The 15,264-nt window shown below is 37.7% G+C and carries 17 protein-coding genes and 3 pseudogenes; 7 read left to right on the top strand and 13 right to left on the bottom strand.

What is annotated here, in order from left to right; all coding sequences use genetic code 11:
* Positions 1–41 precede the first annotated feature (41 nt).
* Both JCM9140_RS08310 and JCM9140_RS08305 read right to left on the bottom strand, forming a co-directional pair.
* A complete protein-coding gene (locus tag JCM9140_RS08310; RefSeq protein ID WP_034744901.1) occupies positions 42–386 on the bottom strand; it encodes a YlbF/YmcA family competence regulator in 345 nt (114 codons plus the stop codon).
* 108 nt (positions 387–494) lie between these two features.
* Positions 495–1,625 (bottom strand): DUF445 domain-containing protein, encoded by a 1,131-nt coding sequence (locus tag JCM9140_RS08305; RefSeq protein ID WP_034745012.1) that lies wholly within the window; start codon positions 1,623–1,625, stop codon positions 495–497.
* Positions 1,626–1,773: 148 nt separating this feature from the next.
* Here JCM9140_RS08305 and JCM9140_RS08300 point away from each other — a divergent pair, with 148 nt between their 5' ends.
* The 3 genes from JCM9140_RS08300 to JCM9140_RS23680 all read left to right on the top strand — a co-directional run bounded on the left by JCM9140_RS08300 (position 1,774) and on the right by JCM9140_RS23680 (position 2,856).
* Positions 1,774–2,241, top strand: coding sequence for a hypothetical protein (locus tag JCM9140_RS08300; RefSeq protein ID WP_034744899.1), 468 nt, complete (start codon positions 1,774–1,776; stop codon positions 2,239–2,241).
* Positions 2,242–2,418: 177 nt separating this feature from the next.
* On the top strand, positions 2,419–2,634 hold the full coding sequence (locus tag JCM9140_RS08295) for a DUF5342 family protein (protein ID WP_034744897.1): 216 nt from the start codon (positions 2,419–2,421) through the stop codon (positions 2,632–2,634).
* A 51-nt stretch (positions 2,635–2,685) separates the two neighbouring features.
* The gene (locus JCM9140_RS23680; RefSeq protein ID WP_166485458.1) at positions 2,686–2,856 is read left to right on the top strand and encodes a hypothetical protein; all 171 of its coding nucleotides are present in this window, start codon (positions 2,686–2,688) and stop codon (positions 2,854–2,856) included.
* 58 nt (positions 2,857–2,914) lie between these two features.
* Here the strand turns inward: JCM9140_RS23680 and JCM9140_RS08290 are convergent, their stop codons facing one another.
* The 8 genes and pseudogenes from JCM9140_RS08290 to iadA all read right to left on the bottom strand — a co-directional run bounded on the left by JCM9140_RS08290 (position 2,915) and on the right by iadA (position 10,548).
* Positions 2,915–3,160 (bottom strand): hypothetical protein, encoded by a 246-nt coding sequence (locus JCM9140_RS08290; RefSeq protein WP_034744894.1) that lies wholly within the window; start codon positions 3,158–3,160, stop codon positions 2,915–2,917.
* A gap of 64 nt (positions 3,161–3,224) precedes the next feature.
* Positions 3,225–3,434 carry an alpha/beta-type small acid-soluble spore protein gene (locus JCM9140_RS08285; protein ID WP_034744892.1) on the bottom strand — a complete coding sequence of 70 codons (210 nt, stop codon included), beginning with the start codon at positions 3,432–3,434 and terminating at the stop codon, positions 3,225–3,227.
* 466 nt (positions 3,435–3,900) lie between these two features.
* Positions 3,901–5,430 carry an acyl-CoA carboxylase subunit beta gene (locus tag JCM9140_RS08280; protein WP_034744890.1) on the bottom strand — a complete coding sequence of 510 codons (1,530 nt, stop codon included), beginning with the start codon at positions 5,428–5,430 and terminating at the stop codon, positions 3,901–3,903.
* An 11-nt stretch (positions 5,431–5,441) separates the two neighbouring features.
* Positions 5,442–6,221 (bottom strand): enoyl-CoA hydratase, encoded by a 780-nt coding sequence (locus JCM9140_RS08275; RefSeq protein WP_034744887.1) that lies wholly within the window; start codon positions 6,219–6,221, stop codon positions 5,442–5,444.
* An 82-nt stretch (positions 6,222–6,303) separates the two neighbouring features.
* A complete protein-coding gene (locus tag JCM9140_RS08270; RefSeq protein ID WP_034744885.1) occupies positions 6,304–6,519 on the bottom strand; it encodes an acetyl-CoA carboxylase biotin carboxyl carrier protein subunit in 216 nt (71 codons plus the stop codon).
* Positions 6,520–6,528: 9 nt separating this feature from the next.
* A pseudogene (locus JCM9140_RS08265) lies at positions 6,529–7,871 on the bottom strand (acetyl-CoA carboxylase biotin carboxylase subunit).
* A 16-nt stretch (positions 7,872–7,887) separates the two neighbouring features.
* A pseudogene (locus tag JCM9140_RS08260) lies at positions 7,888–9,032 on the bottom strand (acyl-CoA dehydrogenase).
* 346 nt (positions 9,033–9,378) lie between these two features.
* Positions 9,379–10,548: a beta-aspartyl-peptidase gene (gene iadA, locus JCM9140_RS08255; RefSeq protein WP_034744883.1), complete on the bottom strand. Its 1,170-nt coding sequence runs from the start codon at positions 10,546–10,548 to the stop codon at positions 9,379–9,381.
* A 207-nt stretch (positions 10,549–10,755) separates the two neighbouring features.
* On the opposite strand from iadA, the gene JCM9140_RS08250 reads away from it, so the two are divergent.
* From JCM9140_RS08250 to JCM9140_RS08235, 4 genes and pseudogenes are all read left to right on the top strand, one after another.
* Positions 10,756–11,061, top strand: a complete 306-nt coding sequence (locus JCM9140_RS08250) for an antibiotic biosynthesis monooxygenase family protein (RefSeq protein ID WP_034744880.1) — start codon at positions 10,756–10,758, stop codon at positions 11,059–11,061.
* Positions 11,058–11,420, top strand: a complete 363-nt coding sequence (locus JCM9140_RS08245; RefSeq protein ID WP_034744878.1) for a hypothetical protein — start codon at positions 11,058–11,060, stop codon at positions 11,418–11,420. Before JCM9140_RS08250 ends, JCM9140_RS08245 begins: the two co-directional genes overlap by 4 nt.
* A gap of 96 nt (positions 11,421–11,516) precedes the next feature.
* Positions 11,517–11,897, top strand: a pseudogene (locus JCM9140_RS08240) (LemA family protein); the annotation flags it as partial.
* Positions 11,898–12,242: 345 nt separating this feature from the next.
* Positions 12,243–12,761, top strand: coding sequence for a hypothetical protein (locus JCM9140_RS08235; RefSeq protein WP_034744876.1), 519 nt, complete (start codon positions 12,243–12,245; stop codon positions 12,759–12,761).
* A gap of 72 nt (positions 12,762–12,833) precedes the next feature.
* On the opposite strand, the gene JCM9140_RS08230 is transcribed toward JCM9140_RS08235, so the two are convergent.
* The 3 genes from JCM9140_RS08230 to JCM9140_RS08220 form a co-directional block, all read right to left on the bottom strand.
* Positions 12,834–13,601: a hypothetical protein gene (locus JCM9140_RS08230; protein WP_034744874.1), complete on the bottom strand. Its 768-nt coding sequence runs from the start codon at positions 13,599–13,601 to the stop codon at positions 12,834–12,836.
* Positions 13,602–13,621: 20 nt separating this feature from the next.
* The gene (locus JCM9140_RS08225; protein WP_034744871.1) at positions 13,622–14,272 is read right to left on the bottom strand and encodes a hypothetical protein; all 651 of its coding nucleotides are present in this window, start codon (positions 14,270–14,272) and stop codon (positions 13,622–13,624) included.
* A 208-nt stretch (positions 14,273–14,480) separates the two neighbouring features.
* Positions 14,481–15,170 (bottom strand): hypothetical protein, encoded by a 690-nt coding sequence (locus JCM9140_RS08220; protein WP_034744869.1) that lies wholly within the window; start codon positions 15,168–15,170, stop codon positions 14,481–14,483.
* Positions 15,171–15,264: the final 94 nt, after the last annotated feature.

The raw sequence follows: 15,264 nt of genomic DNA, 5'->3' as shown, positions 1-15,264 counted from the left end.
TGGCATTGGTCTATATGACCTTTTGCCACACCCTTTATTGTTTAAGCTTGTCCGTAAATTTCTTCTAATGGCTCTGTAATAATTTTATTCACATCACCAATAATGACACTTAGACGTTGCTCCGCTTCCATTAATTTAGAAATTAATTCATGTTGCTGAACAAGTTCAAATTGTTGTTGAGCTTGTTGTGCTTCTTCTTCTGTAATTTGAACACCTTGCATTTGCTTTTGTTGTAGATCAAGTTGCAACTGGCGGAAATTATCTAGCATTCTTTTTGCAATATCATCTGCAGCAATTTGTTCATGCAGTGACTTAAGAGCTGTAAACTCTTCACTTTCCGCTAGTGTTTGCTTTAATTCATGGGCCTTATCGTAAACATTTGACATTATGTATGTCCTCCTAAAAAGTTTTGTCCTACCACTATAACATGTCCTCTTCCTCATTTCACCCTTACAAGGAAATTTCTCAAAAATTTCATTCTATCTACCTTTTATCTACCCAATCACCGTAATGATGAAACCTTGGATCAAACCAATTCCTCCTCCAAGAGCAGCACCTAAATACGTGATCATCTTAAATTCTTTTTTGTAGATCGATAAAACAAGTTCTTCTAACCGTTCAACAGAAAATGTTTGAACTTGTTCACGAACAATGTCGTCAAGATGAAAACGTTCAAGCAATGTTTCTAAATGTGTGCTTAGCATGTCCACAAAAACATTAACACTTTTAGGAATCAATTTATTTTCAACAAGATCCTCGTACTTTCCAGACCATTCACTTAGTGGCTTTTCCATAACAGAATAAACCGGAATTTGCGATTCAGCCACCCTTACAATAAAGGAAACAACCTCTTCTTCGTTCCATAAATGTTCAACATCTTCAATTTTTTTTTGTTTGGCCTTTGTCCATTCTTGCAAAAGTAACTGATGCACCAAATGATTGGTTCCATCATCTTTAAATAACTTGACTAGTTCCGGCTGAATTTTATCAACTAGTCGTTCATTGCCAAGAAACATAGAAATCATATTTCCTAATGTCCCTTTCTGTAAGAGAAAACGATCAATCATGATGCTGAGTTTTTCTTTTCCTTCTGGACTTTGTACGAATGATTGTCCGCGCTTGAGAATATAATTTGTTATTGATGGAATATGTTCCTCAACTTTTTGCTGCAAGCTAACCGGAATGACATTTTCAATTTTTTCAGAACGGTTTGTTTTGATAAATTGTTGATATCCCTTTTTCACAAACGATTGCGTCTGAATCAACAATTGCTCTCTCGGGTTCAAAATTCCGATTCGTTGCTCCAGTATGGAAGATACACTTTCATTGCTTCTCATCATTTTTCTTGTTTCGGTCTGAAGCCACTCAACCACTCCTGAAGAAAACGCTTGGCTTTTAAGCTTTTTTCCTAGACCTTCAGCTGTTAATAAATAATCTACAACCATTTTCCCTAGCTGGTTGGCTAATTCATCGTGTCTTTTCGGGATTAAGCCAGGGGTAAAGGGAACACGCCACGATCCAATTCTTACTTCTTTATATGGCCTAAATAGCATTTTTATTGCAAGTGAATTGGTTAATCCACCAATAATCGCACCAATTATCACCATAAACCCGATAAGTAACATCGTTTGCAATCTACGAACACTCCTTTTTCTATTCACCAATTGGGCATCTATCACATAGTATACGATACGACAATACGTCCCCGCCAGTTAATTACCGCACCCCCTTTTTTGAGTTCACTTTCCTCACAACCCAAAGGAGGTCAAACAAATGAAAATCATTTCTATAAAAAGTCGGCAATGGGAGCAATATCGAAGGCCAATTCTAAATTTCGTTAAGAGATACGACAAAGATAAAGTTGATTCATGTTATTCATGGTTATTTAAATTAAAGAAACATCATTTGCATCAACCAGGAACTTGCATTAAGTTAGCTCTTTGGGAAGGAAAAATTATAGCCGTTGCTGCAGTGTCTGACTATGGAACAACCCATTCTGCTTTTTTAGTTTCACCTAAATATGTACAAACGCAAATTCAAATGAACTTATTTACATCTTTGATTGATGAGCTTGGAGTTTGTTATACAAAAATTCGTTACGATGACAAGCAAAGAATTAAATATGCCTTACAAGCTGGCCTTGTCTGCTTTGCTTACTTAAAAGGAGAGAATGACTTGATATACCTTTGGTTCGGTGGAGGACATTGGCATATAGATGATATAACCGAAAAAGAAGCATAAGTGAGAGCAGAGTCTTCTCCGTTTAAATTATTACTATGAATCAGTTTCTTGTTGAAATTGTCCAATAATAATGCCTTTGCCACTCTAATAAAGTTTCAAGAGGATCTGTTCTCCCTTAATTCCCACTTCACATGTTATAGTATAAGAAAGCGCTTTTAAATGAGGAGTGGAGCTTAAATGATTCATCATTTTCAATGGAAAGAAATTCAAAAGAATGTCGTTCGAAGTGAATGGGCTTTCTCTTTTTATTATGGAGGCTCCTACTACACAGGTATTTATCATAAGGATGGTTCCATTGATTGGGGAACGATGGACGTAGACGTCAAAACAAAAGAAAAACTAGAACCTCTTGTACATGATCTCATGTTATATCACGTGTATGAAAAACATTAACGCATAAAAAAGCCATACCTAGCCACTCTAAAAATTAGAAGGGGTGGTAGTATGTCAAGCCAAAAAGGTTCGAATTACGAAGGCCGTGATAAAAAGTTTGTTGATGTAGACCGCATGATTAATGAAGGTCTTGGTGGCGGTACAACTCATGGGCATCAATCTGGAATTATCGAAGAGTCGCGTGGTGACCTTGAACAAGAAGACCCGCCTTCCAAATCTTAACTTGAACCAAAAAAGTCGGAGGTCCTTTTTAAGAGTGACTCCGACTTTTTACTATTCATCATTGTTCTTGCACGAGATGAACCGATTCCCTCCCACATTTACTACATTGTAAATAATGAGGACATTTTTCTTCTTTTAAATCATTCTCAATACCGTTGTTCATTTTCGTAAGATCGATCGGCAAATAGGCATCATATTTCTCGTAATAGTCCATGATTCTGCCATAATCAATCTGCTCTTGCCGACACTGATCACATTGAATTTCTAGAGACTCCATTCCATTACATACTGGACACATACCCATTTTTCACAATCTCCCTGTACACAAAAAGGGGTGAGCGAACTCACCCCTTTAATCCATAATCTTATTATTGTTGTGTTCCGCCCATTTGTTGTTCAGCCATTTGAACTAGGCGCTTTGTAATTTCGCCACCTACAGACCCGTTTGCACGAGATGTAGCATCAGCTCCAAGGTTAACACCGAATTCTGAAGCAATTTCATACTTCATTTGGTCAAGTGCTTGTTGTACACCAGGTACAAGCAATTGGTTTGAGTTACCGCTGTTGTTACTTGCCATGTGTCTCACCTCCTTGTGTACTTATAGTGTGGTTTTTTTGGGGCTTGATATGTAAAAAAATCGTTGATAATTTATGGAAACGTTATAATAGGTTATAAAAGTTTTTTCGCGGATTTGTGGTTAAGTGGAATAACGTGGCCGTTCTATTACGCTGCAGCCCTCGCTTTCCACGGGGAGGACCCAAGCCTCCTCGACGTTCCGTCTGTGGGGTCGTGGTCTTGGCCTTTCCTCTGCTTACCGCAAGAGTCGAGTGACTTTCGCTCCATTTCACTCAAGAGAAGCCTGACTTCCCCGTTAAAAATCCCAGTGACATCATATAAAAGGACACTGAAAAAGGTCGACTCTCACCTTTTTCAGTGTCCTCGAAGGAATGTGCGAAGCCGTTGCAAGTTTTTCCAAAAATAATGGTATGAGTGGGTTTCTCATACCATGCGCGCAACGTGCGAAGCCATCAATTATTTTCTTACTAAACTGGATAGACAGGGTGTTTTCGTTCCGTAAATTGTAATTCTTTGGATGAATACGTGCTGAATCTTTTCATTAGCTCCTCACGTAAGTCATTTCCTTTTACAATTCCATCGATGACCATTTCTGAAGCTAACCGATACACATCAATATCTGCTTTGTATTCTTCACGCTTTTTCTTAATGAATTCTTCCCTTTCTTCTTTAGATAATTCTTTTATTTTATTAGCATAAACCGCGTTAACCGCTGCTTCTGGCCCCATAACAGCTATTTGTGCTTGTGGAAGTGCCAAGCAACAATCCGGTTCAAAGGCAGGACCTGCCATTGCATATAACCCCGCTCCATATGCCTTTCTCACAATGACCGAAATTTTAGGGACGGTCGCTTCCGCCATTGCGGCGATCATTTTGGCACCATGTCGGATGATCCCGGCTCTCTCTACTTTTGTGCCAATCATAAAACCAGGAATATCAGCTAAAAATAAGAGCGGGATATGATAGGCATCACAAAGAGATATAAACTTGGCTGCTTTATCTGCAGAATCATGAAACAAAACTCCACCTTTTACTTTAGGTTGATTAGCTAGGATGCCAATAACTTGACCATCAATCCTAGAAAGACCGGTAATTAGTTCAGGTGCAAACAATTTTTTTATTTCAAAAAATGAATCCTCATCAATAATTCGGTCAATCAGTTCGTACATGTTGAATGGAGCATTTTGATTTACTGGAATTAATTCATCTATGCTTTTTTCAAATGATTTTGCTTGTTTTACTTGCGTTGCTGCTACTTTCTGTTTATAACTAGCTGGAAAATAAGTAAGATACTTTCTTGCTAATGCAATCGCTTCCTGTTCAGATGAAGCGAGAATGTCACCACAACCGGAAACAGAACAGTGCATTCTCGCTCCTCCCATTTCTTCTAGGGAAACACGTTCTCCAATGACCATTTCTGCCATCCTCGGAGAACCAAGGTACATTGATGCATTTCCTTCTACCATAATAACAGTATCACAAAAAGCAGGAATGTAGGCACCTCCAGCCGCTGAAGGTCCAAACAATAAACATATCTGTGGAACTTTCCCCGAAAGTTTAATTTGATTGTAGAAAATTCTCCCGGCCCCTCGTCGTCCTGGAAACATTTCTACTTGATCTGTAATTCGAGCACCTGCCGAATCGACTAAATAAATCATAGGAACATGAAGTTTTTCAGCCGTCTCTTGAATACGAATAATCTTTTCAACGGTCCTTGGACCCCAAGATCCTGCTTTTACGGTTGAATCATTCGCCATGACACAAACGGTTTGCCCGTGAATTTTCCCCATTCCTGTAATCACCCCGTCAGCCGGCAATGATTCTACCTGACAATTAGCAAAAAGACCATCTTCAAGCTCAATGCATGAATCAAAAAGAAGTGTGAGGCGATCTCTAGCAAACATTTTTTCTTTAGACTTATTTGCTTCATGGTACTTTTTTGCTCCACCTTCTTTAATCCTATTGGCTTCTTTTTGCCACTTTTCAATACCTGACACACAATCCCCTCCTACTCTCCTTTATAAAGTGGTTTCCTCTTTTCTTGAAACGCCAACAAGCCCTCTTTTCGGTCTTCGGTAGAAATGACGTTTTCATAGGCGTTACGTTCGATCGTCAAACCAGTTTGTAAGTCAACCTCTATACCTGAGTCAATGGCAAACTTAGCCTGCCTAACAGCGATTGGCCCGTTGCTCGCTATTTGTCTCGCCAATTGAAATGCTCTTTCTACGACATCTTTTTGTTTCTCAACATGTTCAATTAACCCTATTTGTTTGGCTTCTAACCCATCTATTCTTGATGCAGTAAAAATAAGCTCCTTTGCTTTTCCAATACCAACAAGTCTAGCTAGTCTCTGCGTTCCCCCTGCACCAGGAATAATCGCAAGGGACGTTTCTGTGAGACCATATGATGCTTCTTCCATTCCAACTCTGAAATCACAGGCAAGGGCCAGTTCCAATCCCCCACCAAATGCACTACCATTCATTGCTGCAATCGTCGGTTGCTTTAACGAAGCAATCCGATTTATTGTCATACCAATTTTTTGGACAGCAAACCGGACTTCTCTTTCGTTCATTTCGCTTCGCTCTTTTAAATCGGCTCCAGCACAAAAAACATTGGTCTGGTTACTCGTAAATATGATTGCTCTCGTAGCAGAGGCCGTTTCCATACTTGTTAAAAAATCATTCAATTCTCTTAATAGTTGTATGGAAAGAGCATTCGCTTTTTTCGGTCGATTAAGAGTTGCCAAAATAATGCCTTGATCATGTTCTTCTATTAAGAGCGACTTCATTTGACAACCTCCTTTATTCATTTTCAAAACTCTTTCGATATTTCTTATTGTGCTTACTCACCAAGTGACAGCCTCTTCTTTCTTATTCATCTAGCTCTAAAAGAATATCTCCTTCATCAACAAACATTCCTTCTGCTTTTACAATGGCTGTAACCGTCCCACTTTCTGTTGCCTCGACCGGAATTTCCATTTTCATCGATTCTAAAATCGCAATTTCTTGCCCCTCTTCAACTTTGTCTCCAATTGATACAAGTACCTTCCAAACATTTCCTGCCATTGAAGTTCGCACTTTTTTCATTTTTTTCACTCACCTTTTTTGGATATAATCCCTTACAAAAGCGGTATTGGCTTGCCCTTGTTCAAAAACACGATGTGATAACACGTCTAAAACCATCGGGATATTTGTTTTAATACCTGTCACCTTGTATTGCTCTAATGCTATCTTGAGTTTTTGAATTGCATCCATTCTTGTCTCGCCTTTTACAATAACTTTTGCTATCATCGGGTCGTAATATGGCGTTACGACGCTTCCTATTTCAACTCCACACTCATGACGAATGTTTGGAGCCATTGGAAGGAACAGTTCTGTGATCGTTCCTGGTGACGGAAAAAAACGTTTAGGATCTTCTGCATAAATCCTTGCCTCTATCGCGTGCCCATGACGAGTCACTTCATTCTGTGTAAAAGGCAAGGCTTCTCCTGCTGCGATTCGTATTTGCCATTCTACAAGATCAAGCCCTGTGATCTCTTCGGTTACGGGATGTTCGACTTGTAAACGCGTATTCATTTCAAGAAAGTATACGTTCTTTTTGTCATCAACTAAGCATTCAATGGTACCCGCATTAACATAGCCAATCTTTTTTAGTGCATTGGTTGCTAAAGCTCCAATCTCTTCTATGACTTGTTCATCTAAAAAAGGCGATGGTGATTCTTCAATCACTTTTTGATGTCTTCTTTGAACAGAACAATCTCTTTCATAAAGGTGAAGAACGTTTCCATGTTGATCAGCTAATAACTGAAACTCAATATGTCTTGCTTTTTCAATCGCTTTTTCCGCATACATCTCGCCATTTCCAAAGAACATACTAGCTCTCTTTTGGTTCGACTGAAACGCCTTTCTAAGCTCTTCTTCACTGTTCACGACTTGCATGCCAATTCCCCACCGCCAGCAGATGCTTTGACCATTAGAGGATAGCCAATTTCATAGGCTTCTTTTACGAGTTCGTTTTCATCCTCTGTTGCTACATTTGTTCCCGGAATGATCGGAAACCCCGCATGTTTCATTGCCAGTCGTGCTTTTGCCTTTTCTCCCATCAATTCAATGACGTCAGCTGAAGGTCCAATAAAATCGATGTTTTCACTCACACATCTTCTTACAAAACGAGCATTCTCAGAGAGTAAACCGTAACCTGGATGAATGGCGTCTGCTTGACTTTGCCTTGCTACTTCGATAATTTTATCCACGTTCAAATAACTATCTTGGACTTTGGGAGGTCCGATTTCATAAGCTTCATCTGCCATCTGGACATGAAGAGCATTGCGGTCTGCTTCGGAATATATTGCTACTGTTTTTAAGCCTAATTTCTTGCACGTTCGTATAATTCGTACGGCTATCTCACCCCGGTTTGCAATTAACACACGTCTAAACATGGCACCCCCTCCTTTGTTATAAGCACCCTAAATGCCTAGCAATAACGAGACGCTGAATTTCCGAAGTCCCTTCCCCAATTTCCATTAGCTTTGCGTCGCGCAGCATTCTCTCAATTCCATATTCGCGCATATAACCATACCCTCCATGGATTTGCAGTGCTTGGTTGCAAACTTTTGTAGCTGTTTCAGAAGCAAATAGCTTTGCAAAAGCAGCTTCTTTTGAAAATGGTTTCTTTTGATCCTTAAGCCAAGCCGCTTTTAACACCATGTTTCTTGCTAACTCTATTTCCATCGCCATATCTGCAAGCTTAAATTGAATCGCTTGAAAGCTAGAGATCGTTTGACCAAATTGTTTGCGTTCTTTTGCATACGCTAGCGCCTTGTCAAAAGCTGCTTGTGCAATTCCTAGAGCTAACGCCGCAATGGAAATCCTTCCTCCATCTAACGTAAAGAGAAATTGTTTAAATCCCTTTGAGGGGTCTCCTAATAAATGACTCTTTGGAACCCTCACATCTTTTAGAACCAATTCACACGTATTCGATGCACGAACACCCATCTTGTCGTAATTGCACCTTATTTCAAACCCTTTTGTCCCGGTAGGAACAATAAAGGCAGATATTTGTTTTTTGCCATTTTCACTTTCCCCTGTTACAGCAGTCACAATGACGCATTTGGCATAGCTGCATTGGTGATCCAACATTTTTCCCCATTTAGGACATATTCATCTCCATCAAGTACTGCTGTTGTTCTCGTTCCTTTTGCGTCTGAACCAGCATTCGGTTCTGTTAATCCGAATGCACCGAGCGCTTCCCCTTTGGCTAATGGGACAAGAAACTCCTGTTTTTGCTCTTCTGTTCCAAAATAATAAAGCGGGCTCGCTCCAAGGGATACAGCTGCTGCATAACTCAGTCCCGTCCCTCCGCAAGCCCGGCCTATCTCTTCCACAGCAATAGCATACGTAATCGTATCTGCACCTGAGCCCCCGTATTGCTCTGGGAAAGGCAAACCTAACAATCCTAGCTCTCCCATCTTTTTAAATACGTCTTTTGGAAAAATCGCTTCTTGATCCCACTTTTCAGCATGTGGGGCAATCTCCCTTCGAGCAAAATCACGAACCATATCTTGAACAATCTGTTGTTCTCTCGTTAGCTCAAATTCCATGTACGTTCCCCCTTAGATGTGTTGAGCGATCGCTCATTACGAATATCTATATCTCCACTATACGTTTGTTCTATCCCAGTCATGACAACATTGTAAGCGTTATCAAATAAACTCATAAAAATAAACAGATAGAGGACTGGTTTTCCACTATCTGTTTATTTTATGGACGTGTTCTTACCATGTTCCGTTCCATTGCGCTGCAGCCACTCGCACCCGCAAAGAGGTGCCGAGCCTCCTCGGCTGCGCCTGTGGGGTCTCGCCCTTACCTCTTTTTCCCGCAGGAGTGAGTGACTTTCGCTCCATTTCACTACGAGCTAAGAAATTAAACAGCTATTTAAGATTTCAGTTACTCAAACGTTCCTTTCACAACAGGCTTCCCGCCTTCAACCATAAGCTGTCCCTTAGCAATAACGGAATGAATGTGTAAATCTTTTGTTGCTAAAACAACATCGCCATCATTTCCAACAGCAAGTTCTCCTTTTCCAGGAATGTTTAAAATTGAAGCAGGATTTTTCGTAATTACTTTTAAGGCTGTTTCTAACTCCACTCCTTCAGTTAATACCGCATCTCTTACTTCTTGAAATAACGATGAAACCTGTCCGATTTGCATCCCAATCAAGTTGCCACTTTCATCAAAATCTGGCAAACTTCCCTGTGCATCAGACGTAAAGGTTATTTGTTCAATGGAAACCCCTGCTAGTAATGCCCTTTTTAGAGCTTGACTGCATTTCACCTCTCCGTCCCCCAAAAATTTTGGAATCGTGCTCGTTGTAAAATCAATGTATCCACCTTTTTTGGCATACTGTATACCAGCATCAAACAAATACGCATTCCGATTAATATGAGTTGGTAAAAATTGAGTAATAGGAATATCTGTTGAGTCAATTACTTCATTTAAAATGGAAAGTGTTTGTTTGCTGTCGCCTACATGGACATTCACAATGCCTCCTTTTCCAGAAAGCATTCCCCCGACCCTTGCATAAGCGGCCAGCCTACTTATCTCTTCTACTGTTGGCTGTGAAGAACGATGGTCTGATATCGCCACTTCCCCAATCCCAATAATTTGATCAATTAACAACAGGTCACTTTGTAAGGAATCAGTTAATGGTTGAATCGGGACTTGATATGAACCTATATGTACATAACAAGTAATTCCTTCCTCAGTTAGCCCTTTAGCTTTCGCAATTAAATCTGGCATTGTCCTGCTCGTACCATCTGTTCCGATGACTCCAACCATTGTTGTCACACCAGCTATCGTCGCCTGACTTATCATTAATTCTGGTGTGCGTGTTTTAAAACCGCCTTCTCCTCCACCCCCAATAATATGAACATGCCCATCAACAAACCCAGGCATAACCAAAAATCCCTCTCCATCGATCACTTGAACATCAATCGACAAACTGTTCAAATCAATCTGATCTTCAATCGCGATGATTTTGCCTCCTGCAATCAATAAATCCTTTTTCCCTATAAAGCTTGGTGTATACACTTCACCTTTTTTGATTAACATCAACATTTACCATAACTCCTTTTTCAATTTCACATTCATTTTTTCAGTAAGACTGTTTTCACAAAGATTATAGCTTAAAGCGCAATGGAACGGACTTGATAAGAAATCTAAATCATAAAAAACCTTTCAAAGTACTTCGGGTATGAAATATAATTTCATCCTAATTTATAAACATGTTACGATTAGTTGATACAAAGAGAAAGGAAGAGAAATATGTACATTGTTCATTCTACATTTAAAGTACCAGAAGAAAAAGCGGAAGAAGTCATTCAAATATACAAAAACCGTTCAAGAAAGGTAGACAAAGCAGTTGGGTTTGTTGCCTTCCGCTTGCTGCAAAATTCTAAACGAAAAGGTGAAATAACCGTTCATCTTGAGTGGGATAATAAGGAAAATTATTTAAACTGGGTAAGAAGCAAGGAGTTTAAAGACATTCACGAATTAGAAAAAAAGTATCCTGATCAAGAGCTTGCCTCTATTATTCCAGAAGTTCATCAGTACGAGGTGGTGGCAGAATGACTACTTTTCCATTTGAGCAATATCCCGGTCTCATAGATGAAATCATTGATGGTATTTACACCACTTACCCTGAGCTTGAAGAGAGATTTGGCGAACGTGGAAAGATTAAGTGCAGAGAAGACAACGAACACCACTTTAACCATTTAGAAACTGCCTATTTAATGAAACAATCAAAAATCTTTACTGAATATGCGATTTGGTTAAATAACGTGTTAGTAAGCAGAGGAATGAAGACAGAGCATCTTCTCGATAATTTTATCCGAATCAAACAAACAATAAAAAATAAGATGGATGATGAACGAACTCCCCATTTTCTTTCTTACTTAGAGGATGCCATAAACGAACTTACTAATCATTAACGATATTTTAAACGTATTGAGAATATACTAAGAGAACATGAAACCGAACGTTGTCTTTTTCGTATGTAACAGTTACAAAAGAAAGGAGTGACATAAATGGGATTTCTTATTGCAATTGGTTTAGTGATCATCCTCGTATTATTTTGGGTTTCTAGTTACAACAGTCTTGTGAAATATCGAAATTGGGTAGAAGAATCTTGGGCACAAATTGATGTGCAATTAAAAAGACGTTTTGATTTAATTCCAAACCTCGTTGAAACTGTAAAAGGTTATGCCAAGCACGAGCAAGAAACACTGGCAAAAGTGGTGGAATTACGAAACCAAATTACAGCTCCTGGTAGTAGCAGACAAGAACAAATTGAAGCAAACAACGAACTGTCTGGTGCCCTACGCCAACTGTTTGCTCTTAGAGAAGCTTACCCCGATTTAAAAGCGAGCAAGAATTTTAACATGCTTCAAGAGGAATTATCAGGAACCTTATAGGTACAAAACCAATTGGTCAAAACTTAAAAAGTCTGTGCTTTAAATATTATTTTATATTTCGCCCATTTGATTTGGTCAAAATTATCTATGTATTACTATAAATGAAAAATAAACTCGCAAAATTATTGAACTAATTAATGAAAATTTTGCACTCCTGAATTGAAATAAAGCTAAATTTAATTTTTTACCCCTACCGACTTTTTCTATTTTTCTTAACTTGATTCAAATAATACAAAACCAAATCCTATAGCAAATAAATGTCACCTGAATAACTGTCCAATGCCATTTTCAAATGTGGTAAAATTAAGATAATTACATTCTTTTCTTTGGAGGTGTTTTATGCCTATAAATTTATTTAAAAAGAAGATTTCTCAACAGGATGCTGCGATTCTTTTATTTCAAACTTTGCATGATGGAATTCGTAAAAACATTACTTCAGACCTAGAATTACTTCACGAATATTTTTCACTTCCACAAAACCTTTCAAGTAATGAAGAAGATTTAATTAGATACGATATATTCATTGCCGCCTTGGCTTTAGAAACACAAGCAATAATAAATCTATCTCCACAGGACAAAAACGTAATAAACTGCTTAAAAGATTACATACTAAAAAATGCTGGAACAGAAGTTAATGATTATATAAGAAGCTATATTAATATTTATTATTCTTACTCTAAAAAAGGCGAAAATCCAGTATCTGCTGTTGCTCAAGCCCTTTATATAAAAATCAAAGGCAGGGTTAACAGCAACATCAAAGAAATTGACCCTATTACCACTACAGTCATAGAATCATTACTCGTTTCTAAATCAGGAACTTGGAAAACAATAAAAAATAACTTTAAAATAAAAAAATAGAGCGAAAAACGACCAACAAAAACTGGTCTTTTTTCGCTCTATTTTCAATTTATTTGCAAACTGCAAGAATACTTATTCTTTCTTTTTGTAAACACCCTGTTTCGTTGCTCCAACCACATGGTCACTAGCAAAACATATCTGAGGTTTTATCCAAACCTTCTTTTTTCCGTCTTTTGTTTTAATAGTACGGAAATGCCCTCGCCTTGTCCAGGACGCAACATGACGCTCATAGGTCTTAATATCAAAACCTTTATCCAAGTCTTCATTTAAATTTGGAGAGTCACTTATCTCAAGAATTGTTCTTGTTAATTTTCTTGTTGATGTATTACCAGTCTTTTTCTTTGTCTTTGATTTAAGAGTTACCACATTCTTTTGTTTAACGTATTGTTTGTCTTCAAAATAGACCATGAACACCATTAACGAAAGGACTCCTAAATAATCAAACGCCACATGCTTGACGGTTGCTTCTTCATCTTCTTCCATTGAGAATGATATCTCGAAGCCCTTTTTATCTGTTGTAGAGTGGACGGTAGCAGAATAAAACAGGCTATATTCATCACCTTTTTTCCTGTATTTCTCTACCTTTATTCCGTCATACTTCTCATGTTCAAACGAAATTACCGTTTGAGTATCACCCTCTAATACTACGGAACCACTTATCACAGGCATCCCTGCATTTCTATCCATTTCAAAGATATTAAACTTTTGATACCATGACATAATGTTTGCTAATTGCGCTGAATTCTTCATGCAAATAACATCTTTTTCTTTAATATACTTTCTTAGCTTCCCGCCATTCTTCGATATGTTCAATTTACGTTCCAACACTTTTTTGTCCAAAGAAACACCTCCTAACCACGTTAAACTGCCCCACCTAATCTATCTATAAAGTAAAATGCAATCTCTTCTTCTGATACCCCTTTACTCTCTAACAACATGAAATCTCTGATTAAAGTAGGATTGGAAATACTACATTTCACTATAAAATCTCCAACGCCTTGCCTAGAAAGCACATTATGCATGTCATCAATCTTGCTTTCATTTTCACCAAACTGTTTCAAAGTTTGCAAGATAACTCCGTTACTTTTAACCCCCGAAATAAAATTTTCTTTCTCTTTATCTACAGTTCCACTCCTAATATTATCAGCCAGGGTCTTCACCATATCATCATAAGACTGGTTTCTATTTTTATCTATTTCTTGACTTCTTAATTTAAACAAACCATAAGTTAAATAAACAGCTTCAGGATGAAACATTTTAAACAATAAAAAAGCCAACCTATTCCCTAAGTGATTCAAAAATAAATAAAAGAGTACAATTAACGAAATACCTCCTATCCAACCTGTAAAAATAAAATTAACAATAAGAAATACCCAAGAGAAAATCCCACCAATCAACGATAAAGTCTTGCTATTAGTACCCTTTGCGTGATGACCAAAAAAATTCAATGCACTGCAAATGATTAATAAAATTGCAAAACCATACCATGAAAGATTTGTAATGAAATCCATAATACACCCCCAAAATTTGGTATTAGCTAAATTATAGCACTGTTTTATAGGCTATAGGAACTACCTTTAGAATAAAAAAATGCTCGGATTCTTATCCGAGCACAAATTCTCTAACTCCTTTTTCCTTGAGTCCTTTAGTCCTTAAATTACTTCTTAAAATCAGATAAGGTACCCAATTAAAATTCATAACATTCAATAATAATTTTTATTATTTTCGGAAGCGGTTTGATAACTTAGATTTTTGTTCATCCTTGGAAAAAGGTAGGATTTTTGGTTCTTCTCGTTTTTTATTCTTATCTTCAAACTTAAGAAATGCGGCAGGCGTGCTAAACACCGTTTTCATTGCATACTCAGTTTGTTTCTTTATCTCTTCGCTAGATACATCTGATAAGACTCTAGACAGTCTATATACTAGCCCTTGTAACTTATCATTTTTTTCACTGGCTTCTTCTAAATTAGTCTTAGTCTTTTGAAGAGTTTCTTTAAGAACTAAAAGTTCTTTTTCTAATTTTTCTTCTCTAGCTATAGATTTATGAAATTGCTTTTCCATAAACATTAGATGTTTTAATAAATCATCTTTGTTCTTGTATTTTTTATTAACCAAATCAACTACATTGGGTACTCTAATCTCTTTCCCCTTTGAAATTGCTACTGTTTCACTAAAAATCTCATTAGCCTTTTCAACTTCAACCCTGCCTGGACGACCACTTTTTCTCCAGAAGGAATCCGATGTTGAAGCCGATATTTCACCTTCAGCATACAATTGATTTGAATAACGATGAATTTCTGAGAAATTAATATTGCCCATTGGTTGTACATTTTCTTTAAACATTTTTATTACTTTCTTTACTTCTGTTTCAGAAAGTTTCGGTTTACGACCAGCTGATTTGTTCGCCATCTAATACTTCTCCTCCCCCTAACTTAGAACATAATAATGCTAGTTTATATATTTCATTTTGTATGGCGTTAGATTTAGTTTTAACTTTATTAAA

It is taken from the genome of Halalkalibacter wakoensis JCM 9140, assembly GCF_000513095.1.
Classification (GTDB): Bacteria; Bacillota; Bacilli; order Bacillales; family Bacillaceae_D; genus Halalkalibacter; species Halalkalibacter wakoensis.
Note: the sequence above shows the minus strand (reverse complement) of the source record. Positions and strands in the feature narration are given on the sequence as shown.

Excerpts from the sequence above, each read along its gene's own strand:
- JCM9140_RS08310 (WP_034744901.1), bottom strand. The coding sequence starts at position 386 with ATGTCAAATGTTTACGATAAGGCCCATGAATTAAAGCAAACACTAGCG.
- JCM9140_RS08305 (WP_034745012.1), bottom strand. The coding sequence starts at position 1,625 with ATGTTACTTATCGGGTTTATGGTGATAATTGGTGCGATTATTGGTGGA.
- JCM9140_RS08300 (WP_034744899.1), top strand. The coding sequence starts at position 1,774 with ATGAAAATCATTTCTATAAAAAGTCGGCAATGGGAGCAATATCGAAGG.
- JCM9140_RS08295 (WP_034744897.1), top strand. The coding sequence starts at position 2,419 with ATGATTCATCATTTTCAATGGAAAGAAATTCAAAAGAATGTCGTTCGA.
- JCM9140_RS23680 (WP_166485458.1), top strand. The coding sequence starts at position 2,686 with ATGTCAAGCCAAAAAGGTTCGAATTACGAAGGCCGTGATAAAAAGTTT.
- JCM9140_RS08290 (WP_034744894.1), bottom strand. The coding sequence starts at position 3,160 with ATGGGTATGTGTCCAGTATGTAATGGAATGGAGTCTCTAGAAATTCAA.
- JCM9140_RS08285 (WP_034744892.1), bottom strand. The coding sequence starts at position 3,434 with ATGGCAAGTAACAACAGCGGTAACTCAAACCAATTGCTTGTACCTGGT.
- JCM9140_RS08275 (WP_034744887.1), bottom strand. The coding sequence starts at position 6,221 with ATGAAGTCGCTCTTAATAGAAGAACATGATCAAGGCATTATTTTGGCA.
- JCM9140_RS08270 (WP_034744885.1), bottom strand. The coding sequence starts at position 6,519 with ATGAAAAAAGTGCGAACTTCAATGGCAGGAAATGTTTGGAAGGTACTT.
- iadA (WP_034744883.1), bottom strand. The coding sequence starts at position 10,548 with ATGTTGATGTTAATCAAAAAAGGTGAAGTGTATACACCAAGCTTTATA.
- JCM9140_RS08250 (WP_034744880.1), top strand. The coding sequence starts at position 10,756 with ATGTACATTGTTCATTCTACATTTAAAGTACCAGAAGAAAAAGCGGAA.
- JCM9140_RS08245 (WP_034744878.1), top strand. The coding sequence starts at position 11,058 with ATGACTACTTTTCCATTTGAGCAATATCCCGGTCTCATAGATGAAATC.
- JCM9140_RS08235 (WP_034744876.1), top strand. The coding sequence starts at position 12,243 with ATGCCTATAAATTTATTTAAAAAGAAGATTTCTCAACAGGATGCTGCG.
- JCM9140_RS08225 (WP_034744871.1), bottom strand. The coding sequence starts at position 14,272 with ATGGATTTCATTACAAATCTTTCATGGTATGGTTTTGCAATTTTATTA.
- JCM9140_RS08220 (WP_034744869.1), bottom strand. The coding sequence starts at position 15,170 with ATGGCGAACAAATCAGCTGGTCGTAAACCGAAACTTTCTGAAACAGAA.